Genomic DNA, 23157 nt, shown 5'->3' on the forward strand with positions numbered 1-23157 from the left:
GAATTATCTAAAATCGGGTGAGCTTTGACCTAACCTGACTATTATTTCAAAATTAAGATATGTGTGAATAAATAAGAAAATCCCACGCGCAGGGCGTGGGATTTTTGCTTATGACAAATCATTTACTTTTATGCAGTTATTGCAGATATTACCATAGCACTCATGCTGCTCTTCTATCTTTTTTCCGCATTCCGCGCACTTTTTCGAAGGCAGGTTTCTAAAAAATTCTGTGATTTTTCCCAGCATAACCAATCCCTCTTTCCCCTTTGTAGTGACTTCATTGTAATATAACAGATTGTAAAAATCAATAACTGTTTTGATACAATATTTAAAACATGCTTTTTTCAAGAAAAATGGGTATATTGAAGGAGGAACAATTTTCTTGAAAAGATAGGAGGACATTATGAAAGTTACAGTTATCGGATGCTATGGCGGTTTCCCGGCCGCAAATGAAGCGACGTCAGGCTATTTATTTCAGTCAGGTGATTACTCTCTGCTTGTCGATTGCGGCAGTGCCGTATTGTCTAAGCTGTTGGGTTATGTGCCGGCGGAAAAGCTGGATGCGGTCGTTCTGTCTCATTATCACCATGACCATATTGCTGATATCGGGCCGCTGCAATTTGCCAAGCAAGTCGGTTCGTTTCTCGGTAAAGGAGAGCATACGCTTCCGATTTACGGACATGATGCTGATATAGAACAGTTTCAAAAGCTTACATATAAAACACATACGAAAGGCATTGCCTATCAGCCGGATCAGCCGCTGACTGCCGGTCCGTTTACGATCACATTTTTAAAAACGATTCACCCGGTGACGTGTTATGCCATGCGGATTACTGACGGCAGCCACACTGTCGTTTATACTGCTGATTCCAGCTATCAGGATTCATTTATTCCGTTTTCGAAAGATGCTGATTTGCTGATCTCAGAATGTAATTTTTATGCGGATCAAGACGGGACAAGCGCAGGCCATATGAACAGCCTGGAAGCCGGGCGCATTGCAAAAGAAGCGGGAGCTGGAGAGCTGCTGCTGACACATTTGCCGCATTTTGGCGTGCATGACAATCTTCGCAAAGAAGCGAAAACCGTTTTTAACGGTGAAGTGAATATTGCGAAATCAGGTTTTGTGTGGGAAGGATAAAGGAGGAGCACCATGTTATTTATAGACAATCAAAATATCAATGATCCGCGGATCAATCTTGCTATCGAGGAGTACTGTGTCAAGCATTTAGACCCTGAACAGCAGTATTTGCTTTTTTATGTGAATCAACCGTCTATTATCATTGGGAAAAACCAAAATACAATAGAAGAAATCAATACAAAATATGTAGAGGAAAACGGGATTATCGTCGTCCGCCGTTTATCAGGCGGGGGCGCTGTGTACCATGATCTGGGGAACTTGAACTTCAGCTTTATCACTAAGGATGACGGGGACAGCTTTCATAACTTTAAAAAGTTCACTGAGCCGGTGATTCAAGCGTTACATCAACTCGGGGTTGAAGCGGAATTAAGCGGCCGGAACGACATTGTAGTGGATGGCCGGAAAATATCCGGAAACGCCCAGTTTGCAACGAAAGGCCGTATTTTCAGCCACGGCACCCTCATGTTTAATTCAGCCATTGATCATGTTGTGTCAGCATTAAAGGTGAAAAAGGATAAAATTGAATCAAAAGGCATCAAATCGATCAGAAGCCGAGTAGCAAACATCAGTGAGTTTCTCGATGATAAAATGACCACCGAAGAATTCCGCAGCCATTTGCTTCGCCATATTTTTAACACAAACGACATTGGAAACGTGCCGGAGTATAAGCTGACAGAAAAAGATTGGGAGACCATCCATCAAATTTCGAAAGAGCGCTATCAGAATTGGGATTGGAACTACGGCCGCTCACCGAAATTTAACCTTAATCATTCGAAACGTTATCCGGTTGGGTCGATCGATTTGCGCTTGGAAGTGAAGAAAGGCAAAATTGAGGACTGCAAAATCTTCGGAGATTTCTTCGGTGTCGGTGATGTATCTGATATTGAAAACCTGCTGGTCGGAAAACAATACGAACGGAGCGTCATCGCTGAGGTGCTCGAAGATGTGAATCTGAAGCATTACTTTGGGAACATTACGAAAGAGGATTTCCTTGATCTAATTTATTAAGGCAAAGCACTTCGTTTGAAAGAGCGGTTGTGTGTTTGAAATAATGGAGGCAGGAGGGATTCAGATGAAAGTGTTTTTAATCGGAGCGAACGGACAAATCGGGCAAAGACTCGTCTCTTTATTCCGGGATCATCCTGATCATTCCATTAGAGCGATGGTCAGAAAAGAAGAACAGAAAGCGTCTCTCGAAGCTGCCGGTGCAGAAGCTGTGCTTGCGAATCTGGAGGGCAGCCCCGAAGAAATCGCCGCCGCGGCAAAAGGCTGCGACGCCATCATTTTCACAGCGGGTTCCGGCGGCAGCACAGGCTATGATAAAACGCTGATGGTGGATCTTGATGGAGCGGCAAAAGCCATTGAAGCGGCGGACATTGCCGGAATCAAACGGTTTATTATGGTCAGCGCCCTTCAAGCCCATAACCGTGAAAATTGGAATGAGGCACTCAAACCTTATTATGTGGCCAAGCATTATGCCGATAAAATTTTGGAAGCAAGCGGTTTAACCTATACGATTATCCGTCCGGGAGGCCTTCGCAACGAGCCTGGAACGGGAACTGTTTCAGCTGCGAAGGATCTGGATCGGGGTTATATTTCCCGTGATGACGTTGCAAAAACGGTCATTGCCTCTTTAGATGAAAACAATACGGAAAATCGGGCCTTTGATCTGACAGAAGGAGATACGCCGATTGCTGAAGCATTGAAGAAACTATGACTGAACTGACACTCGGGGCTTTTTGCTCTTGAGTGTTTTTTTCTGTTTCTCTATAATGGAGGAGAAAGCTTGGCTTCAATAATGAATGACTATTCATTCACTTTAAGGGGTGGGAGAATGAATCTTGTTTCAAAATTGGAAGAAACAGCATCTGAGAAGCCCGACAGCATCGCATGCAGGTTTAAGGATCACATGATGACGTATCAAGAGCTGAATGAACAAATTCAGCGATTTGCGGACGGCCTTCAGGAAGCCGGTATGGAGAAAGGAGACCATCTAGCTTTGCTGCTTGGCAACTCGCCTGATTTTATCATCGCGTTTTTTGGTGCTTTAAAAGCCGGGATCGTGGTTGTTCCCATCAATCCGTTGTACACGCCGACAGAAATTGGTTATATGCTGACAAATGGCGATGTAAAGGCGATCGTGGGCGTTAGCCAGCTTTTGCCGCTTTATGAGAGCATGCATGAATCGCTGCCAAAGGTTGAGCTCGTCATTTTATGCCAGACGGGAGAGGCTGAGCCGGAAGCCGCGGACCCAGAGGTCAGGATGAAAATGACAACGTTTGCAAAAATAGTGCGGCCGACATCTGCCGCTAAACAAAACCAAGAGCTTGCTCCTGATGATACCGCGGTTATTTTATATACGTCAGGAACGACTGGAAAACCGAAAGGCGCGATGCTGACTCATCAGAATTTGTACAGCAATGCCAACGATGTCGCAGGCTATTTGGGAATGGATGAGAAGGACAATGTGGTCTGTGCTCTTCCCATGTTTCACGTGTTTTGTTTAACTGTCTGCATGAATGCACCGCTGATGAGCGGCGCAACTGTCTTGATTGAGCCTCAATTCAGTCCGGCATCTGTTTTTAAACTTGTTAAGCAGCAGCAGGCGACCATTTTTGCCGGTGTTCCTACGATGTATAATTACTTGTTTCAGCATGAGAATGGAAAAGAAGATGATTTTTCTTCCGTCCGGCTTTGCATTTCGGGGGGAGCGGCCATGCCAGTCGCATTGCTGATGGCGTTTGAAGAAAAATTCGGCGTTACCATTTTGGAAGGCTACGGGCTCTCGGAAGCATCACCTGTCACTTGCTTTAACCCGTTTGACAGGGGCAGAAAGCCGGGCTCCATCGGGACAAGTATCTTACATGTCGAAAACAAGGTCGTAGATCCGCTCGGACGCGAGCTGCCCGCTCACCAGGTCGGCGAATTGATCGTAAAAGGACCCAATGTGATGAAGGGCTACTATAAAATGCCGATGGAAACAGAGCATGCGTTAAAAGATGGTTGGCTTTATACAGGGGACTTGGCAAGACGGGATGAGGACGGCTATTTTTACATTGTTGACCGGAAAAAAGACATGATCATTGTAGGAGGATACAATGTGTATCCGCGGGAAGTGGAGGAGGTGCTGTACAGACACCCGGACGTCAAGGAGGCCGTTGTCATCGGCGTGCCGGACGCCCAAAGCGGGGAAGCGGTAAAGGGATATGTGGTACCGAAACGTTCTGGCATAACAGAAGAGGACATCATGCAGCACTGTGAAAAGCATCTGGCGAAATACAAGCGGCCTGCCGCCATTACGTTTCTTGACGACATTCCGAAAAATGCGACGGGGAAAATGCTCAGACGGGCGCTAAGAGATATTTTGCCTCAATAAAATGAAAAAGCGAAGCAGCTAGCTTCGCTTTTCATTTTCAATCCTTTGCTTCTTTTTTCATAATGTTTAGCAGCGCCTTTGTATCGTTTTTGCTTAATTTGTAGTATGTGCCATCCTTCAAAAATACGGCTTGCTGGCTGCCGTCAATCCATAGCCTGAATGAGTCGTACCGGTCTTTATGAAACTTGATTGTCCCTTCGTAATCAGGGGCTGATGTTTTTTCTGTCTTCACCTGTTTTCCCTGATTCATAATGTCCAGCATATCTTTGACGTGCTGCCTTTTTTCAATCTTAATATCTTCTTGGCCGCTTGAAGACAGTGTGATCAAATCCGCGTCTACCGATTGATACACATCGCCTGACCGGCTGTAAAGATAGAAAAATGCAATAAACACAAGACCGATTACCACGATGGCTGCCACTATTTTTTTCATTTGCATCACTCCAAACATTGTTAGTTTTCCCAGCGATCGGGCTTTCCATGCTTAAAAGGATGGAAAAGTGCGGAACACAGCTTGGTTCTAAGAATTTGAATTTATGATTACAATAGAAGTAACGGGTTGATGTGAGGAGTGAGGTGTTATGCGCAAATGGATTGCGGCAGCAGGACTTGCTTACGTGCTGTACGGGCTGTTTTTTTATTGGTATTTCTTCCTGTCGGGTGATTCCGCAATACCGGAAGCCGTGAAAGGGACGCAGGCTGATCCGGCTTCTTTCATGAAGCCGTCTGATTTGGAGGTGGCCGAGCAGTATTCAAATATCAAGAATTTTTTATTTTTTATCGAGGTACCTCTTGATTGGTTTCTGTTTTTTGTTTTGCTGGTCAGCGGCGTTTCAAAGAAAATCAAGAAATGGATGGAAGCGGCCGTGCCTTTTCGTTTTTTGCAGATCGTTGGTTTTGTATTTGTACTTTCGCTGATTACCACATTGGTGACGCTGCCTTTAGATTGGATAGGCTATCAAGTGTCACTTGACTACAACATTTCCACACAGACTACGGCCAGCTGGGCTAAGGATCAGGTTATCAGCTTTTGGATCAGCTTTCCAATCTTTGCGCTTTGCGTTCTCGTGTTTTATTGGCTGATCAAAAGGCATGAAAAAAAATGGTGGTTATATGCCTGGCTGTTAACAGTGCCATTTTCGCTGTTTCTGTTTTTTATTCAGCCGGTCATTATCGATCCTTTATACAATGATTTTTATCCGCTGAAAAATAAAGAGCTTGAAAGCAAAATTTTAGAGCTGGCAGAAGAAGCCAATATTCCGGCTGATCATGTATATGAAGTGAACATGTCGGAAAAAACAAATGCGCTGAATGCCTATGTTACGGGAATTGGGGCCAATAAACGGATTGTATTATGGGATACGACGCTGAACAAACTTGACGATTCAGAGATTCTGTTTATAATGGGCCACGAAATGGGCCATTATGTCATGAAGCACGTTTACATCGGCCTGGCTGGCTATTTGCTCGTGTCGCTCGCCGGATTTTATGTCATTGATAAGCTATACAAGCGGACGGTGCGCCTAACGCGCAGCATGTTTCATTTAGAAGGGCGGCATGATCTTGCGGCACTTCCGCTGTTATTGCTTTTGTTTTCTGTTTTGAGCTTTGCGATTTCGCCTTTTTCTAATGCTGTCTCGCGTTATCAGGAGAATAAGGCTGACCAGTATGGGATCGAGTTGACAGAGAACAGAGAAGCCGCTGTTAAAACGTTTCAGGATTTGGCCGTGACGGGGCTGAGCCAGGTTGATCCTCCGGTGCTTGTGAAGATTTTCAGAGGCAGCCACCCTTCGATCATGGAACGGATTCAACATGCGGAGAAAGAAGAGAAAACGCCGGAACATCCTGCCACAGAACAGGATAATGGCAAATAAAAAGAAGCAGGTATGGAGGAACCTGCTTCTTTTTGATATTATTGGGCAGCTGCTTCTACATTGATTAACCCTTTTCCATAGTAGAAAGAGCTTCCAAGGTATGTTGCAGTGCTTTCTAAACGATCACGGACTTGCGCGTTTGTCCAAGTCGGGTGCTTAGAAAGAATTAAAGCTGCTGCTCCGGCAACGTGAGGAGTCGCCATTGACGTTCCGTTGTAAGCACCGTAAGTGCCTCCAGGAAGTGTGCTTTGGATAGATACGCCAGGAGCCATCACATCAAGCTCAGAACCTGCGCTTGAGAATGAAGCTCTTTGGTTGCTGCTGTTTACCGCACCTACCGCGATGGTAGAAGGATATTTCGCAGGATAGCCGACTGTGCTTGAGCTTCCGGACGAGCCTTCGTTTCCGGCTGCGGCCGCAACCACAATACCGCTGGAAACGGCTTTATCAACAACTGTTTTCAGCGCTGTAGAACCAGAAGGTCCGCCAAGGCTCATGTTGATAACATCCATATTGTTGGAAATGGCCCATTCAATGCCGTTGATGATCCAGCTGTATTGGCCGCTTCCTGTTGAATCAAGAACTTTTACCGCATATAATGATGCGCTTGGCGCTACGCCGAGAACACCGATTGAGTTATTAAGAGCGGCAATCGTACCGGCTACGTGCGTACCGTGAGAACTGCCGTCCTGGTATGGGTTTGTTTCAGAAGGTACGAAGCTTGCTCCGCCTCTGACGTTTAAGTCAGGATGAGAAGAGTCAATTCCGCTGTCGATAACAGCTACTTTTACGTTAGAGCCTGTGTAGCCTTGAGAGTGAAGAGCCGGCGCTTTAATTTGGGAAATGCCGTAAGGAACAGATTGCGCATATTCATGTGCAATATGATCTTCTTCCACATATGCAACACTCGGATCTTGTTTTAATTCTTTTACAGCTTTTTCATCCAATGTTGCTGTGGCTGCGTTAACATACTTAAACTGCTTTTGAACTTTTCCGCCTTTCTCAGAAATAACATCCTTTTTCTTGGCGGAGCTCATGGCACTCATTGTCTGTTTAAATCCGACAATGTATTTCTTTTCTGTACTGCTTTTTCCGGCAGCCTGCGCAGACATGTTGCTGAACGCCATCGTAAAGATTAACGTTAACGCAAACAACAAGCTGATCCACAATTTTTTGTTTCTCACTCTTTACCCTCTCCTTTTAAAAAATTCAGAGTAGACTTACTAAAAAGACTATTCTGTGAATTTATTGTAATAGATGGAATAATATTTTAGTAGACCCATTTTTTTGAGATGATTTTATCTCTATTTAGGTATATCATCTCTCGCTATTTCCGTAGAGACTCGAAATAACTATTTTCATACAGAAAAGAACGAAAATAGACATGAGTAAATGTTCATTATGCTGAAATGTCATGCTTTTTCAGGTTAAATGCTCCTGAGTCCCGGCAAATTCCTGTCGAAAAAATTCGTTCGAATGACCTGCATATGCTTTCGTGAGAACAATGGATATTATCGTGATATTTTTTCAATGCATGATGATAAAAGTATTCTGAAAAATAAACTTTACAGAAAAATTTGATTAGGGATAGAATGAAAAAATGATTGAGAGGGAGGAAGAACTGAGATGAACATTCGCCAAGCAAAGATTTCAGATGCGGCAGCCATCGCGCCGCTGTTTAACCAATATCGGGAATTTTATAGACAGGCATCCGATTTGCAAGGGGCGGAGGCTTTTTTGAAAGCGCGTTTGAAAAATCACGAGTCTATTATTTTGATAGCAGAAGAAAATGGAGAGCTCATAGGCTTTTCCCAGCTCTATCCCGCGTTTTCTTCTGTGTCAATGAAAAGAATCTACATATTAAATGACTTATTTGTTGCTCCTCATGCGCGTACAAAGGGAGCCGGCAGCCAGTTGCTTTTGGCCGCAAAGGATTATGCAGCGGAAAACGGGGCAAAAAGTTTAACGCTTCAAACTGAGCACCACAACCGGAAGGCAAGAAGCTTGTATGAGCAAAATGGCTATGAAGAGGATACCGCATTTGTCCACTATCATCTCAATGTGCCGGCGAAGTGAAAATGGCGGCTTGATGATTTGGTTTTTGGAACGTTCTTCGGTTACGATATAAATGAAAAGGAGTGTGCCGAATGTCAACGTTATTTCAAGCATTGCAGGCAGAAAAAAATGCCGATGATGTTTCAGTCCAAGTGAAAACCATATCAACAGGGGATTTGCCGAAGGATGGTGTCCTGATTAAAGTTGCTTATTCCGGCATTAATTACAAAGATGGTCTGGCCGGAAAAGCAGGAGGCAATATCGTCAGAGAGTATCCGCTTATTTTAGGCATTGATGCTGCGGGTACGGTCGTCTCTTCCAATGATCCGCGTTTTGCAGAGGGGGATGAGGTGATCGCGACAAGCTATGAGCTCGGCGTCTCCCGTGATGGCGGATTAAGTGAGTACGCTTCGGTGCCCAGTGACTGGCTGGTGCCTTTGCCACAGAATCTTTCGTTAAAAGAAGCGATGGTGTACGGAACGGCGGGGTTTACTGCGGCGTTATCAGTGCATCGGCTTGAACAGAACGGCCTGTCTCCGGAAAAAGGCAGTGTGCTAGTCACAGGAGCAACCGGCGGTGTCGGCGGAATTGCGGTATCAATGCTGAACAAGCGGGGCTATGATGTGGTGGCAAGCACCGGAAACCGGGAGGCGGCTGATTATTTGAATCGGCTCGGTGCAAGCGAAGTAATCAGCAGGGAAGATGTCTATGACGGAACGCTTAAGGCGCTGTCCAAGCAGCAATGGCAGGGAGCGGTTGACCCAGTCGGCGGAAAACAGCTTGCCTCGCTTTTAAGCAAAATTCAATATGGCGGAGCTGTCGCGGTGAGCGGCTTAACCGGAGGAGGAGAAGTTCCTGCAACGGTGTATCCTTTTATTCTTCGCGGAGTAAGCCTGCTCGGGATCGATTCAGTATACTGTCCGATGGACGTCAGATCCGCTGTTTGGGAGCGCATGGCTTCTGATCTCAAGCCTGATCAGCTGCTGACCATTGTGGATAGGGAAGTCTCATTGGAAGAAACGCCTGCTGCGTTAAAAGAGATTTTGCAAAATCGCATTCAAGGAAGAGTGATAGTGAAGCTTTAACAGGATCAGCTTGCAGGGAATGTATGTTTCTGCAAGCTTTTTTTGTGAACAGGGTGTTAAGCTGTGCCACGAAACAATCTTCCGTTTCTTGTTTGCGCTATGTTAAAGAAACAAGATTGACCTGGAAAGCGGAACTTTCTATTCTCATTTGAAAAATAATTGGTGATAATGATTCTCATTCCGTGTTATACTAATCTTGGACATCTTAATCATAGAAACTGCTAACAGGAGAGACTGGAACTATGAAAAAAACACTGATTATTCTTACAGTTTTACTTCTTTCTGTCTTAACGGCTGCTTGCTCGTCTACAAGCGGCAATCAAAACAGCAAAGAACATAAAGTGGCGATAACATATGATTTAGGAAAGACGAATGTGCCTGAGCATCCGAAGCGGGTTGTTGTTCTTGAGCTTGGTTTTATCGACACACTGCTTGATCTCGGCATTACGCCTGTCGGGGTTGCCGATGACAACAAAGCGAAGCAGCTGATCAACAAGGATGTGCTGAAGAAAATTGACGGCTACACATCTGTCGGCACTCGCTCACAGCCAAGCATGGAAAAAATCTCTTCATTAAAACCCGATTTAATTATTGCTGACACGACCCGGCATAAGAAGGTGTACGATCAGCTGAAAAAAATCGCGCCGACGATTGCGCTTAATAATTTAAATGCCGATTATCAGGATACAATTGACGCTTCCCTTACGATTGCAAAAGCAGTCGGCAAGGAGAAGGAAATGGAGAAAAAGCTGACGGCGCATGAAGAAAAGCTTAGCGAGACAAAGCAGAAAATCAACGCGAACAGCCAGTCCGTGCTTTTGATCGGAAATACAAATGATACGATTATGGCCAGGGATGAAAACTTCTTTACATCAAGACTTTTAACACAGGTCGGCTATCGATATGCAATCAGTACGTCAGGCAATAGCGATTCAAGCAATGGCGGCGACTCCGTGAATATGAAAATGACACTGGAGCAGCTGCTGAAAACAGATCCGGATGTGATCATCCTGATGACAGGAAAAACAGATGACCTCGACGCCGACGGGAAACGCCCGATCGAAAAGAATGTCCTCTGGAAAAAGCTGAAGGCAGTGAAAAACGGGCATGTATACCACGTGGACCGTGCAGTGTGGTCTCTGCGCCGCAGTGTAGACGGGGCGAATGCCATTTTGGACGAGCTTCAGAAAGAGATGCCGGCTGATAAGAAATAAAAGAAAAGACAGGCTGACGCCTGTCTTTTTCTTATTTGATAAAGCCGGATAAGTGGCTGTTGATATTATAGTCTTTAATCCGCCATTTTTCTTCTGCAAATTCAATGTTGCTGAGGCAGGCGTTGACGAGGCGGGTGCTTTTAAGCTCAGGGTCACCGCCGGATATTTCCGTCAGCAGGGCGTGAATTGCCGCACCGTGCGCCACGATCAGCACCTTCTTGTCTGGATACGCTTGGTTCACTTTTGCCAACCCGCCCATCAGTCTGTCAGTGAGTTCTTCTAAGGTTTCCATATTCGGATAGATGTTATCTGGATAGCGCTTTGTCCGTTCCTCCAGCGGCATGCCCTCCGCGTCGCCGTAATCGCGTTCCTTAAAATCATCCATCTCGACAATCGGAAGATGCAGATATTCATTAATAATTTCCGCGGTTCTTTTCGCTCTTTTCAGCGGGCTCGTCACAATAATATCCCAAGAAAAGTCCTTTACATATTCTCCGGTTTCTCTTGCTTGGCGTTCACCTGTTGCGTTTAGCGGGATATCGGTTTTGCCTTGGCATTTTTGCTGCAGGTTCCAATCGGTTTCTCCATGTCTTACTAAACAAACGGCTGTCATAAAATCCCCTTCCTGACTTTATTCATATTGCTATTATACTAAATTGAAAGCGTGTGTCCTATGAAAAAGCCTATGCAAGCACTTCAAATAATAAAGCCAGTCCGATTCCGCCGCCGCTTCCGATGGCTGCAACCGCATATTGACAGTCTGTCCGTCTTTTCGCTTCATAAAACAATCTGGTTACCAGAGCTGCACCTGATGCACCGTATGGATGGCCAAGAGCTAATGCGCCGCCGCGCACATTGATTTTTGAAAAGGGAATGCCGAGTTCTTGCGAGCAGACACAAATTTTGACGGCAAATGCTTCATTGATTTCAAATAAATCGATATCATCAGGTGTTACATCGTGTGTATGTAAGAGCTGACGGATCGCATCAACCGGTGCCGCGGGCGGATAGTTGGGGTGAATACCGCTGACAGCGCTGCCGATAAACCGAAGCACAGGCTTAAGTCCGAGGGCTGCCGCTTTTTCTTCTTCCATTACTAAAAGAGCAGCTGCTCCGTCTGCTATGCCGCTGCTGTTGGCTGCTGTAACTGTTCCGGAGCTGATGTCGAAAACCGGCTTTGCACGGGGAATAATTGCTTTTATCGGCCGCGTCTTCAAAAATGCTTCGTCCGTCTCCAATTCCCCGAGAGCAACAATTTCTTCACGGTAGAATCCTTCATCATGCGCGTTCCTGCTGCGTTGATGGCTGAGAAGCGCATACTCATCCTGCATGCTTCTGCTGATGGAATAGCGTGCCGCTGTATATTCTGCGGCAATGCCCATGTCGGGATCGCCGATCGCATCTGGAGAAAAGCGGGCCCGTTCTGAAAAAGGGGATTGGCTGCTGCTTTCTGAGCCGCCCGCGATATACATCGTGCCGGCTCCCGCTTGAACGAGGCTGCAGGCATAGCGTACGGCTTCAAGACCTGAGCCGCACTGTCTGTCAATTGTCATCCCGGGAACCGATAGAGGCAGTCCGGCTTGAAGGGCTGACAGTCTGGCGAGGTTGCCGCCTCTGCCGGTAGCGTTTCCGAGAATGACCTCGTCAATTTGATCCTCTAGCTTTCGGCTGAGACAACGGATGATGGGAGCCGCCAAATCCTCTGGCAGGAAAGGCTTCAGCAATCCATTTTGTTTTCCGAAGATCGTTCGTTTTGCATCAACAATAACCGCATTCATTTATACTGTACACCCTCTTCCAGCCATTTCTTCACTCTGGAACGGGCAATTTTTCCGCTGCTCGTTTCCGGCAAGCTGTCTGCAAACACCCATTTTTTCGGGATTTTATAGGAGGCTAATTTCTGTTTACACCAGGCTTTCAGCTTTCTGGCATTAGCGCTTCCACGAATGACAGCTACAGCGATTTCTCCCCAATACTCGTCCGGCATTCCAACGACAGCCGCGTTTTCAACCTCTGGGCAGGAGAGTAGCACACGTTCAACTTCTTCTGGGAAAATATTTAATCCTCCGTACACGATCATCCCGTTTTCTCTTCCTGATATGTATAGAAAACCTTCCTCATCAACGTAGCCCATATCATCCACTGTCATCCATTCATCTGGTGTGCTGCCGTTCACATAGCCGGAAAACCGCATCGGGCTTTTGACAAATATTTTTCCGATTTCTCCTGGCTGGCAGCGTTCTCCTTTGGCGCCGCGGATTTCGATCTGGACATTATGAAAAGGGCGGCCGGCTGAATGCGGCTTCCGTTTGCTGTCTTCCGGTGAAGAAAACGTCACAAAACTAAGCTCTGAAGTGCCGTAAAAATCGTACAGCCTGAGATGGGGCCATATAGCGGCAAGCTTTTTCTTGGATTCTGCCGACCAGTCTGCACCAGATGAAATGATTTTAAGAGGGCTGTCGGGAAAGCCCTCGATCCGGGTGAGTGCGTCTGTCATTGTCGGTACGGTATAAAGAACACTGACGGCTTCACGGTTCAGCCATTCCTTTGTCTGGGCAGGAGAAAACTTATTCAGCAAACAAACCGTTCCCCCGAGATATAAAGTGCTGACTGCCCCATATAAAAAGTGAGAGGATATTAACGTTCCGGGAATCAATACCGTGTCATCTGATGAGATCGAAAAATCTGTTTCTGTACAGGTAAAGCTCTCTATCCATGAGCGGTGAGACCGCGTAAAGGCCTTTGGTTTTCCTGTCGAGCCTGACGTAAATCCCATGTAAAAGGGGTGCTCCGGGTCAATGATAGGTAAGGGAGCAGCGGATTCCTCTTCAATATTTGCCATACAGTTATCCAGCAAAATAACGGGTGTCTTGCTATGTATTAGTTTGTTTTTGTAAAAGGCTGAAGTAACCACTAGATCCGCATCGCTTATGGATAGCCTCTCCATACATTCAGCCGGGCTCCAGCGTGTGTCGAGGGGAATGGCCGTGCATCCAGCCGCTGCGGCTCCGGCAAACAGCTGTAAAAACGCCAGACTATTTGGGAGCAAAAATGCCACACGATTCGGCATGCTTGGCTGTGACCGCAGCCAATTTGCGGTTTGGGCGACAAGCCGATCCCAATCTTGGTACGTGATTTGCTCCGATTCAGTTAGGATCGCTACACGGCCGGGCGATGTTTCGGCAGTAGATGAATAGGTATGAGTAATTGTCATGCAGTGTCATCCTCCTTTTGTAAACATCGTATCAGAAAGAGACAAGGCTTGAGTGATTTTTATTGCCAGGAATGCAGATACAGCCGCTTTTATCAAATCACCGGGCACATATGCAAGACTCATGAAGGCGGCCTGTGACAAATCAATATGCATCATAAAAGCTTGTACCGGTATACCAAGCAGATAAATAAAGATGATGCCGAATGCGATATGAGTGAAAAAGAGACGCACTGCTGTCACCTTTCGCAGTCTGTTAGCGGCTAAACTGATCAGCCATGAAGCGAGTGGATAAGCGATCAAAAAACCTGCGCTCGGTCCGAAAAACACACCAAAACCGCCTCGTCCGCCAGGCAATAGCGGCGCTCCGAAGGCGACGAGCAGCAAAAAGACAAGCTGGCTTAAGAAAGCAGACTTTGGCTTGAGGATGCTGCCTGCCAGCATGACACCAAGCGTTTGCAATGTAATTGGAACGGGTGTAAAGGATAAGAAGAGAGGGGGGATAAAGCCGAGCACTGCCATCAGTGCGGTGAAAATAGCAATATGCATCATGTCAATTAATTTCAGCATTGTGAATCCTCCAAACAGTAATCAAATATGGTTATACAATAAATGCAGGCTATTATTATGTCAACTTATTTTTAAATTAAGTTTACATAATGAACGCAGAAAAACCGGCCGAATGGCAGGCCGGTTTTTGATGGTTATTCTTCTGTCAGAATGACAAGCGAATCAACGGAAGCGGCCACATGGGAAACGGCGCGGCTGACTTCCTGAAGCCCTCCAAGAAAGGCCTGCAGATCGACGTCGATTTTGCCTGATTGCTCTTTGCTGATTTTCATGCTGTGGACGATTTCATCGAATAAGCGGTTAATTTGCGTCATTTTTTCTTTACTTTCGCTGACTAGCTCATTCACGTCCTTGATATGCTTCGATACAATGTTGATTTGTGTATTCGTATTATTCACAAGCTCAGACACAGTAGAGACGGTTTTTTTCGTGTCCTCAGAAAGCTTCCGCACTTCATTTGCCACGACAGCAAAGCCTTTGCCGTGTTCTCCGGCGCGGGCGGATTCAATAGATGCATTGAGTGAGAGAAGGTTTGTTTGTTCAGCTATGCCTGTGACGATGCCGAAGATTTTTTCAATTTGCTGCGCGATTTCATCCAGCTTGACCATTTCTTTTTCGATTTGGACAAGGCTTGTGTCAATTTTGTTCATCTGTTTTTGCTGGACTTCTAGCTCTTTTTTCCCGCCGATCGACTTTTCTTCAACAGTGCTGGATGTCACCGTGCCGGCTTTGGATGCTTGAGAAATGCCTTCAGATTTGTCCACAAGCTCTTGAACGGATCTGCTTGTTTCTGAAAACAGATTGGCAATCGATCCAGAGGTTTCTTGAATTTTCTGATGAAGAAGGTTTTTCTTTTCTTCTTGTTCATCACGGGTCTGGCTGTACTCGCTTTGAAATGCTTCAAGGACAAGCTGCTGTTCTAAATTCAAGATTTTTGTTGTCGCTTTAATGGCTTTCAGCAGTTCTTGCTGATTTGTAATAGATGTTTCGTAAATGTCAATCATTGACAAAAGAAGTTCTTGAAACGCGCCCATATACCATTTTGGCAGAAGGCCAATTTTTAAATGGATGGAGGCGATTCGGTTTCGCTTTTCAATGAATTCATCATCGATAACGCCTGCAAACATTTCCTGAATATGCCGTTTTAACGTTTGTTTTAAACGGTCAACTGAGCTGTGATCATTAATGATATCCATCAATGAGCTTTCATGGTCAAGGTTTTTATAAAACGCATCGACGATGAATACGATATTTTCTTGAATTAATGGCTGAAGCTGCTCCAACACGTAAAGCTCAGCATCTCCCAGCCTGACCATTTTGAGCTGTTTTTTGACATCTTCATGTTTGTTTGTGAGCTGGATGCGGTTTTTTTGCTGTCCATTTGAATCAGAAAAGTAAGCAGTTTCTTGTTTTCTCTCTTTTTTAAATAACAATACAATGATCCCCCTTGGGAAAAAATATAATTTTTACTTTTTGGCTTTTTAAGCCTTTTACTTTTTTATCGGCCAAGGGAAACATGAATGAAGCTGCAGATGAAAAATATTTGAAAAACCGTTCATTAAAATGAACGGTTTAATCGAGATCTATTTGCTTTAATGGTTTAATGGCCGGACCCTCTACAACTTCGCCAGAAGGCTTAAAGCGTGATCCGTGGCACGGACAATCCCATGTATGCTCGCTGTCGTTCCACTCGACCTCACAGCCTAAATGGGTACAGGTTGTATCAACGAGATGGAGGCAGCCTGTCTCATCCCGAAATGCGCCCGCCCGCCTGCCGTTTATGGTGACAGCTTTTCCTTCTCCTGGCGAAATGTCTTCAAATTGGACATCAGGCTTTTCAAGCTTTCCTTTAATTAAATGCTTGGCGACATCGGCATTGTAGGAAATCACTTTCTGCAAACCGGGATTCAGATGGAACCGGGACGGTGTGAAAATGCTTTCGTAAGGATTATCTTTTTTCTCTACAAGGTCCGATAATAAAGTGGCTGCGACCCCCGATGCAGTCATGCCCCATTTTTTGAACCCGGTCGCTACTAGAATATTGTCCTCATTTTCCGACATCGGCCCGATAAACGGGATTTTGTCGATCGTCACAAGATCTTGGGTGGACCAATAATATGGGATGCTTTCGATGCCGATGGTGCTTTCGGCCAGTTGTCTCAGTGTTTCATAATGTGTGGACATGTCTTTTCCCTGGCCTGTTTTATGGCTTACTCCGCTGAAGAGAATCAGCTTTTCACCGTTTGCAACCGTATAGCGAAGGGCCACTGACGGCTGATCGATACTCAAATACATGCCCTCGGGATACTCGATCTTCGGCTTGATGGCGAGGACATAAGATCTGTCAGAATACATTCTCGCAGCATATAACCCGCCTCCGTCATAAAAAGGGAAGTGGGAACAGCATATGACAAAGCGGCTCTTAATGGCGTGCCGGCTTTTTGTTATCACTTCGGGCCTTTCGCCTTTTTTGATATCAAGCGCAACGGTCTCTTCATAAATTCGGCCGCCTTTTTGAACAATTTGCTCCAGAAGCGCTTTTAAGTATTGCAGCGGATGAAATTGAGCTTGATTCTTCATGACAAGCGCCAGCTTAGAACCTACGGGAATCGGAAGATCCTTGATAAGGTCTCTTTCAATTCCGAGTTTTGTGTATGCCTCATGCTCAGTGCGGATTTTTTGAACAGCGTTTTCATTTGCTGTGTAAAGATATGCGTCTTGCTCAATCCATTCACAGTCAATTTGATGTTCATCCACAATCCCTTTTATGTAATCAATTGCATTTTGGTTTGCTTCATAATAAAGCCTCGCATGGTTTAATCCGAAATTGCGGATAAATTCGTCGTATATCATGTCATGCTGTGCGGTAACTTTAGCCGTTGTGTGGGCAGTGGTTCCGTTGAGAACCTGATTTGCTTCAATCAAGACAACACGGAAGCCTCTCTTCGTAAGTTCATATGCCGTTGTAATTCCTGTAATCCCGCCTCCGATAATGGTGACGTCACATTCAGTGTCCTCTTGAAGCGCAGGAAAAGAAGGCAGGTCAGTTGATGTTTTCCAGTATGTTTCAGGTGCTTCCTTTGCAAAATGTTGATTAGCCAAGCCGTTATACCTCCAATCAGATTTATTCTTAATTTTTCCATATTCTATCTTTTCATACATAGGAAGCAGGCATTGTTCATAACATAATAAGGTTGAAAAGGAGTGATTTCATTGGCGAATCAAAAAAAGAAAACATTACCGCCTCAGCACCAGAACCAGCAGCCTGGTTTTGAATATCTCATGGACCCGTGTCCGGTTTTTGATAAGCCGAAGAAAGCGAAAAAATTAGAGGGCAAAACCGCTATTATTACTGGAGGAGACAGCGGAATTGGACGCGCTGTATCGGTGTTATTCGCAAAAGAAGGGGCTAATGTGGTCATTGTATATTTGAATGAACATCAGGACGCCGAGGAAACAAAGCAGTATGTAGAAAAGGAAGGGGTAAAATGCCTGCTGATTGCAGGAGATGTCGGGGATGAAGCGTTTTGCAATGATGTAGTCAGGCGGGCAAGCCAAGCGTTTCCATCCATTGATATATTGGTTAACAATGCAGCTGAGCAGCATGTCCAGCCCAGCATTGAAAAAATCACCAGCCACCAGCTGCTCAGAACCTTCCAAACAAACATTTTTTCCATGTTTTACTTAACAAAGGCAGTGCTGCCTCATTTAAAAAAAGGGAGCTCTATCATTAATACCGCTTCAATTACCGCCTATAAAGGCAATAAAACGCTGATCGATTATTCAGCGACAAAAGGAGCGATCGTCACGTTTACAAGATCCCTTTCCCAGTCGCTTGTTCAGCAGGGCATACGGGTCAATGCAGTGGCACCGGGTCCCATTTGGACACCGCTTATCCCGGCCAGCTTTGCCGCAAAAGACGTGGAAGTGTTTGGTTCAGACGTGCCGATGGAGCGTCCGGGACAGCCGGTCGAAGTGGCGCCAAGCTATTTATACCTAGCCAGCGACGATTCCACATATGTCACAGGACAGACCATTCACGTCAATGGCGGAACCATTGTGAATGGATAATAAAAAGCCAATCCTTAAGGATTGGCTTATTCGCTCTGCTTGAGCGTTGCATATTCTTTAGAGAGCGTCAGAAACGCATCTTTATCTTTTTCGTCCAAGGCTTTGTTGATTTGGTCCGTCAGCATGGCCAGCCGACGCTTATACAAGGATTCATCGAGCACCATTTGAATATAGACATCCGTCATTGTGACATCAAGTTCTTTTGTTTTTTGCGTGTTGCGGGACTTCATGAGCTCAGTGTACGATTTTTTCTCTTTCATAAAGAATCCCCCCAATGCCTTTTTTATAGTATATGGATAACGGTCGAAAAAATCAATAAATTTTTATAATTTTTAGACAACTAATACTTGGCAATCTATCGACATATCCTGCAAAATGCCGTAAACCGGCAAGTCTAATCAAAGTAAAATCGGTTTATTACTAGTCATTTAGTACCATTAAATATCATTAAAAGATGATTTTATCTTAATTGTTAAAAAAACCTGTCGTTTTATAAAAACAGATGATAGATTATTAGTATAAATTTTGCAGAAAAAGGATGGAGGCCAAAATATGAATCAGAAAACAGACGCACCTTTAGAATCGTATGAAGTGAACGGAGCAACAATTGCCGTGCTGCCAGAAGAAATAGACGGCAAAATCTGTTCCAAAATTATTGAAAAAGATTGTGTGTTTTATGTCAGCATGAAGCCGCTGCAAATTGTCGACAGGAGCTGCCGATTTTTCGGATCAAGCTATGCGGGAAGAAAAGCAGGAACTTATGAAGTGACGAAAATTTCACACAAGCCGCCAATCATGGTGGACCCTTCGAACCAAATCTTTTTATTCCCTACACTTTCTTCGACAAGACCTCAATGCGGCTGGATTTCCCATGTGCATGTAAAAGAATTCAAAGCGACTGAATTCGACGATACGGAAGTGACGTTTTCGAATGGGAAAACGATGGAGCTGCCGATTTCCTATAATTCGTTCGAGAACCAGGTATACCGAACAGCGTGGCTCAGAACCAAATTCCAAGACAGAATCGACCACCGCGTGCCGAAAAGGCAGGAATTTATGCTGTACCCGAAGGAAGAGCGGACGAAGATGATTTATGATTTTATTTTGCGTGAACTCGGGGAGCGGTATTAAATAAGTTTATGATTTGGAGTGATATGTCCCTCCTATGAGAAGAGGTTTTAACATTTAATTTTAAATATTGTGCAACTCGGAACCTGCAACCCGTTATTTATTTCTAACCTTGTTATAAGGTTAGAAATAAATAACGCTGTCATACTATCGCCACCTATAAATAAAGATAAATAATATTTTGGGTTTTTAAATATCAAATCACAACTATTCATCTTTAAAACTTCCATCCTTTTCCGATAAAATAAGAAAAGGGAGGTTTTGGTTTTAATGGCAGAGAAATTTTTTCATGCTTTTCAAGTCGATATTCAAAAATTAATAACAAAAAAAGAAAAAGAGTATTTAAGTGATCAATGGGATTCTAAAGTATTTATAGAGTTACTTAATTCATTGTCACAAAGAAATCCATTAGATATTAGAAAAACTTATTCTGGTTGGTTTATGATAATAGATGAATGGTTTCCTAAACATGTAAGTAATAAGGTATCAAGTGTTCAAGAGAACCCACCTAAAAGAAAAACTGACCAAGAGAATTTTGATTATATTGTTGGAAGATTTGCATATGCAGAATATGGTTACGTAGGAGATTTAAGAGATGTAGATACTTTAGTTCGTAGGCCAAATGATAAAGGAATAAGAGAAGGTGAAGAAAAATTTGTTTATTTTTATGTCAGACTCTCTGACGGTTTATTATTATTGCAAGGAGATATGAAAGTAAATCGATCAAAAGTGGAAGATTATTTTTCTTTTATAGGTAAAGGCTTTCTGCAAACAAAAGGCTTTTATGATATTGCTGTACGCACTTTACTAAGGGGTGATTTTTTAGAGGAAGTCAAAAAATTAGATGCTGTTAACAAAATAGAAGTCGAAATAGCTACTGAAAAGCCTACTTCCTTTGAGAACGAACTTCTTCAAGAAACAAAAAAACAAGCTCTAGAATTTGAAGCGAACTATGCGACTCTTTCTTTATCAAGTAAATACAAAAGAGGAGTTGAAGGAATGAAAAATTTTGAATCATGGCTAAGTAAAATTAAGCCTAAAGGAACAAAGGCGCCCGTAGATGGAATTAGTAATATTAAAGTTATAGGGAAACAAGACGGGGATTATAAAAGAGTTTATCTGAGTAAAATATCAGAAAAATATTCGGTTAAAGTTCAATTAGATGATTTTAATAAAATCATGAGTGAAAAATTATATAAGGCTATTCATTTTGTTGTGGTAAACAGGGAGCTTTTATGGAGGGAGAGTGTAAAAGAGTGTGGTGAGGAAGCTTAAATTATTTTTCAAGGCGAACATTTTCCCTTTGGAAACAATAATTAATTATTTGAAATATTCAACTAAATCAGAGAAGATATTTGATTTTTTATTTCCTTTTCTTCTAGCAACAGCGATTACATTTTTTATTGTGAAAATGCAACCTCAATCAACGGTGGTTGTTGAGGGTATAAAAAACATTAATAGTCAGTCACTTACTTTTATAGCTATTTTAGCTGGTTTTAATGTTGCGAGTATATCTGTTTTGGCTACAGCAGGTTCTACTTTACTGGAGCGTTTAAGAGTTACGAAAAGTAAGAAGTATCAGAATGTCACACTTTTTGAAATAATGATGACATTTTTTAGTGCTTCTATAGTTTCTCAATTTTTAATTATACTTTTTGGATTAATTATTCTAATTTTAACTTCAGTTATTAAAATTAATAACACCTTAAATTTAGATTGGTACTTTTGGATATCCCTCACCATCTGGTTTTATGCACTAATAACCACATTATTTGTGTCAATAAGAAATCTTAAACTGTTATTTAATATACTTGTGAATGAAAAACATGAATAATTTATTGTAGGTGTTGGAGGATTTTTGAACAAGAGATCTCTACTGAACTTGGACACAAATAGAATGGCCAGTAACCTGTAGGTTACTGGCTTTTTTATTTGCTTTGTTGATATTATGAAGTGAATGGCAGTGTGTCGTGTCTATACGTTTCTCTTCAAAGATTTTATAAAAACAAATCAATATCTTTATTTTAGTTAGAATAGTTTAAGCCTAAGCCGTCGGAATTCCCCCGGTGATGCCATATACCTGAGATGTTACATAGCTTGAATTCTCTGAAGCTAGAAAGACATAAACATCCGCCAATTCCGCTGGCTGTCCAGCGCGGTTTAATGGAGCTGGAGGCGTGCCTTGTCCGAATTTCGGGATGTTTTCCGTCGGCTGTCCGCCGGAAATTTGCAGCGGTGTCCAAATGGGTCCGGGCGCAACTGAATTCACTCTGATTCCTTTGGAAGCCAGCTGTTTTCCCAGTCCGACGGTAAAGCCGATAATGGCGTTTTTCGTTGCTGCGTAATCTAACAGCATCGGGCTTGGATTGTAGCCTTCAACTGAGGTAGTTGTGATAATTGAAGCTCCCTCCGGCAAATACGGAAGCGCCGCTTTTACAACCCAGTAAAGGGAGAAGACGTTCACTTCAAATGTTTTATAGATTTGTTCAGTAGGCAGATCTTCGATGTTTTCGACTGCTTGCTGTTTGCCTGCAACGAGCGCCAGCACATCAAGTCCTCCGAGCTCCTTTTGCGCTTGTTTGACCAGATCTTGGCAAAAGGATTCGTCACTCAAGTCCCCGGGGATCAGCACTGCTTTTCGGCCTTCTGCTTCGATCAGTTCTTTTACCTCTTCAGCATCTGGCTGTTCCTCGGGCAAGTAGTTAATGGCCACATCGGCGCCTTCTCTGGCGTAAGCGATCGCGGCAGCGCGGCCGATGCCGGAATCGCCGCCGGTGACAAGCGCTTTTCGGCCGATTAGTTTACCTGACCCCTTGTAGCTTTTTTCTCCGCAATCAGGGAGAGGCTTCATGTTCTTTTGCAGGCCTGGCGGCTCTTGATATTGTTCAGGAAATTCATCATGAAAAAATGCTTTTATAGGATTCGTAAGGTTTGAATCAGACATCATCAACGCTCCTTTTCTGTTTGGTGTACATTCGTATGTGTACCCCTGAGCATGTAGAGAAAAACATGTGTTGGCAGTTTGAATAGTGAAGGAAAAAGAAAACAAGAAAAACAAACTCTCCTTCCATATTTATCTTGTCAAATAAGACTATATGAATTATGATAAATTCGAGCTATAAATCAACTAAATATTGGGTGTTGGGGGAGTGAATTGTCATGAAAAAAGCGGCGGCGGTTTTGCTGTCACTCGGTCTCGTTTTCGGTTTTTCATACGGAGCTGACCATGTGGCGGAAGCCAAAACAAAGGTGAAGGTCTATAAGAACTGCAAGGAGTTAAACAAAGTATACAAAGGCGGAGTGGCCCGCACATCGAAGGTGAAAAATAAAGGCGGAAAAACGAAGTACAAGCCTTACGTCTCTAAGGACCTTTATGATGCCAATAAAAAGAAAGACCGCGATAAAGATCTTATCGCCTGTGAACGGTAAACAAGA

24 protein-coding genes and 1 pseudogene are annotated in these 23157 nt (G+C 43.9%); 13 read left to right on the plus strand and 12 right to left on the minus strand.

Features of this window, described 5'->3' with window-relative positions; translation table 11 throughout:
* Positions 1-108: 108 nt before the first annotated feature.
* Entirely contained in the window at positions 109-246 is a 138-nt protein-coding gene (gene yhfH, locus CDO84_RS04660; RefSeq protein ID WP_052438181.1) for a protein YhfH, read from the minus strand.
* A 157-nt stretch (positions 247-403) separates the two neighbouring features.
* On the opposite strand from yhfH, the gene CDO84_RS04665 reads away from it, so the two are divergent.
* From CDO84_RS04665 to lcfB, 4 genes are all read left to right on the plus strand, one after another.
* Positions 404-1138, plus strand: a complete 735-nt coding sequence (locus CDO84_RS04665; protein WP_040083543.1) for an MBL fold metallo-hydrolase — start codon at positions 404-406, stop codon at positions 1136-1138.
* Positions 1139-1150: 12 nt separating this feature from the next.
* Positions 1151-2146: a lipoate--protein ligase gene (lplJ, locus tag CDO84_RS04670; protein ID WP_040083541.1), complete on the plus strand. Its 996-nt coding sequence runs from the start codon at positions 1151-1153 to the stop codon at positions 2144-2146.
* Positions 2147-2210: 64 nt separating this feature from the next.
* Positions 2211-2855 carry an SDR family oxidoreductase gene (locus tag CDO84_RS04675; protein ID WP_040083540.1) on the plus strand — a complete coding sequence of 215 codons (645 nt, stop codon included), beginning with the start codon at positions 2211-2213 and terminating at the stop codon, positions 2853-2855.
* 117 nt (positions 2856-2972) lie between these two features.
* Positions 2973-4514, plus strand: coding sequence for a long-chain-fatty-acid--CoA ligase LcfB (gene lcfB / locus CDO84_RS04680; RefSeq protein ID WP_040083538.1), 1542 nt, complete (start codon positions 2973-2975; stop codon positions 4512-4514).
* A gap of 37 nt (positions 4515-4551) precedes the next feature.
* On the opposite strand, the gene CDO84_RS04685 is transcribed toward lcfB, so the two are convergent.
* Positions 4552-4947, minus strand: a complete 396-nt coding sequence (locus CDO84_RS04685) for a YhfM domain-containing protein (protein ID WP_014663427.1) — start codon at positions 4945-4947, stop codon at positions 4552-4554.
* Positions 4948-5095: 148 nt separating this feature from the next.
* On the opposite strand from CDO84_RS04685, the gene CDO84_RS04690 reads away from it, so the two are divergent.
* Positions 5096-6388, plus strand: a complete 1293-nt coding sequence (locus CDO84_RS04690; RefSeq protein ID WP_040083537.1) for a M48 family metallopeptidase — start codon at positions 5096-5098, stop codon at positions 6386-6388.
* Between the two features lie 38 nt (positions 6389-6426).
* Here CDO84_RS04690 and aprE read toward each other — a convergent pair whose 3' ends face one another.
* Positions 6427-7572, minus strand: coding sequence for a subtilisin AprE (gene aprE, locus CDO84_RS04695; RefSeq protein ID WP_014663429.1), 1146 nt, complete (start codon positions 7570-7572; stop codon positions 6427-6429).
* A 442-nt stretch (positions 7573-8014) separates the two neighbouring features.
* Between aprE and CDO84_RS04700 the strand changes: the two genes are divergently transcribed.
* The 3 genes from CDO84_RS04700 to CDO84_RS04710 all read left to right on the plus strand — a co-directional run bounded on the left by CDO84_RS04700 (position 8015) and on the right by CDO84_RS04710 (position 10742).
* Positions 8015-8464 carry a GNAT family N-acetyltransferase gene (locus tag CDO84_RS04700; RefSeq protein ID WP_014663430.1) on the plus strand — a complete coding sequence of 150 codons (450 nt, stop codon included), beginning with the start codon at positions 8015-8017 and terminating at the stop codon, positions 8462-8464.
* A 71-nt stretch (positions 8465-8535) separates the two neighbouring features.
* Entirely contained in the window at positions 8536-9528 is a 993-nt protein-coding gene (locus CDO84_RS04705; protein ID WP_040083535.1) for an NADPH:quinone oxidoreductase family protein, read from the plus strand.
* 242 nt (positions 9529-9770) lie between these two features.
* Positions 9771-10742, plus strand: coding sequence for an ABC transporter substrate-binding protein (locus CDO84_RS04710; protein ID WP_040083534.1), 972 nt, complete (start codon positions 9771-9773; stop codon positions 10740-10742).
* Positions 10743-10773: 31 nt separating this feature from the next.
* Here CDO84_RS04710 and phoE read toward each other — a convergent pair whose 3' ends face one another.
* The 7 genes and pseudogenes from phoE to CDO84_RS04740 form a co-directional block, all read right to left on the minus strand.
* On the minus strand, positions 10774-11355 hold the full coding sequence (gene phoE, locus CDO84_RS04715; RefSeq protein WP_040083533.1) for a phosphatase PhoE: 582 nt from the start codon (positions 11353-11355) through the stop codon (positions 10774-10776).
* A 70-nt stretch (positions 11356-11425) separates the two neighbouring features.
* Complete coding sequence (locus CDO84_RS04720) at positions 11426-12520, minus strand: acetyl-CoA C-acyltransferase (RefSeq protein WP_040083532.1); 1095 nt, start codon at positions 12518-12520, stop codon at positions 11426-11428.
* Positions 12517-13956, minus strand: a complete 1440-nt coding sequence (locus CDO84_RS04725; protein WP_040083531.1) for an acyl-CoA synthetase — start codon at positions 13954-13956, stop codon at positions 12517-12519. Before CDO84_RS04725 ends, CDO84_RS04720 begins: the two co-directional genes overlap by 4 nt.
* 6 nt (positions 13957-13962) lie before the next feature.
* Positions 13963-14523, minus strand: a complete 561-nt coding sequence (locus CDO84_RS04730) for a biotin transporter BioY (protein WP_052438173.1) — start codon at positions 14521-14523, stop codon at positions 13963-13965.
* 134 nt (positions 14524-14657) lie between these two features.
* Positions 14658-15287 carry a methyl-accepting chemotaxis protein gene (locus tag CDO84_RS21900; protein WP_433997290.1) on the minus strand — a complete coding sequence of 210 codons (630 nt, stop codon included), beginning with the start codon at positions 15285-15287 and terminating at the stop codon, positions 14658-14660.
* Between the two features lie 174 nt (positions 15288-15461).
* Positions 15462-15839: pseudogene (gene hemAT / locus CDO84_RS21905) on the minus strand (heme-based aerotactic transducer HemAT); the annotation flags it as partial.
* Between the two features lie 256 nt (positions 15840-16095).
* Positions 16096-17625, minus strand: coding sequence for an FAD-dependent oxidoreductase (locus CDO84_RS04740; RefSeq protein WP_040083528.1), 1530 nt, complete (start codon positions 17623-17625; stop codon positions 16096-16098).
* Between the two features lie 111 nt (positions 17626-17736).
* On the opposite strand from CDO84_RS04740, the gene CDO84_RS04745 reads away from it, so the two are divergent.
* Positions 17737-18594, plus strand: coding sequence for an SDR family oxidoreductase (locus tag CDO84_RS04745; protein WP_040083526.1), 858 nt, complete (start codon positions 17737-17739; stop codon positions 18592-18594).
* Between the two features lie 26 nt (positions 18595-18620).
* On the opposite strand, the gene CDO84_RS04750 is transcribed toward CDO84_RS04745, so the two are convergent.
* Positions 18621-18854: an IDEAL domain-containing protein gene (locus CDO84_RS04750; protein ID WP_014663441.1), complete on the minus strand. Its 234-nt coding sequence runs from the start codon at positions 18852-18854 to the stop codon at positions 18621-18623.
* Between the two features lie 292 nt (positions 18855-19146).
* Here CDO84_RS04750 and comK point away from each other — a divergent pair, with 292 nt between their 5' ends.
* From comK to CDO84_RS21640, 3 genes are all read left to right on the plus strand, one after another.
* On the plus strand, positions 19147-19725 hold the full coding sequence (gene comK / locus CDO84_RS04755) for a competence transcription factor ComK (protein WP_040083524.1): 579 nt from the start codon (positions 19147-19149) through the stop codon (positions 19723-19725).
* 267 nt (positions 19726-19992) lie between these two features.
* Positions 19993-20997 carry a hypothetical protein gene (locus CDO84_RS04760; protein ID WP_040083523.1) on the plus strand — a complete coding sequence of 335 codons (1005 nt, stop codon included), beginning with the start codon at positions 19993-19995 and terminating at the stop codon, positions 20995-20997.
* A 28-nt stretch (positions 20998-21025) separates the two neighbouring features.
* Positions 21026-21556: a hypothetical protein gene (locus CDO84_RS21640; RefSeq protein ID WP_231560775.1), complete on the plus strand. Its 531-nt coding sequence runs from the start codon at positions 21026-21028 to the stop codon at positions 21554-21556.
* A 210-nt stretch (positions 21557-21766) separates the two neighbouring features.
* Here CDO84_RS21640 and CDO84_RS04770 read toward each other — a convergent pair whose 3' ends face one another.
* On the minus strand, positions 21767-22666 hold the full coding sequence (locus CDO84_RS04770; protein ID WP_040083522.1) for an SDR family oxidoreductase: 900 nt from the start codon (positions 22664-22666) through the stop codon (positions 21767-21769).
* Between the two features lie 215 nt (positions 22667-22881).
* Between CDO84_RS04770 and CDO84_RS04775 the strand changes: the two genes are divergently transcribed.
* Complete coding sequence (locus CDO84_RS04775; protein ID WP_014663444.1) at positions 22882-23151, plus strand: excalibur calcium-binding domain-containing protein; 270 nt, start codon at positions 22882-22884, stop codon at positions 23149-23151.
* Positions 23152-23157: the final 6 nt, after the last annotated feature.

Source organism: Bacillus sp. MD-5, assembly GCF_002201875.1.
GTDB lineage: Bacteria > Bacillota > Bacilli > Bacillales > Bacillaceae > Bacillus > Bacillus stercoris.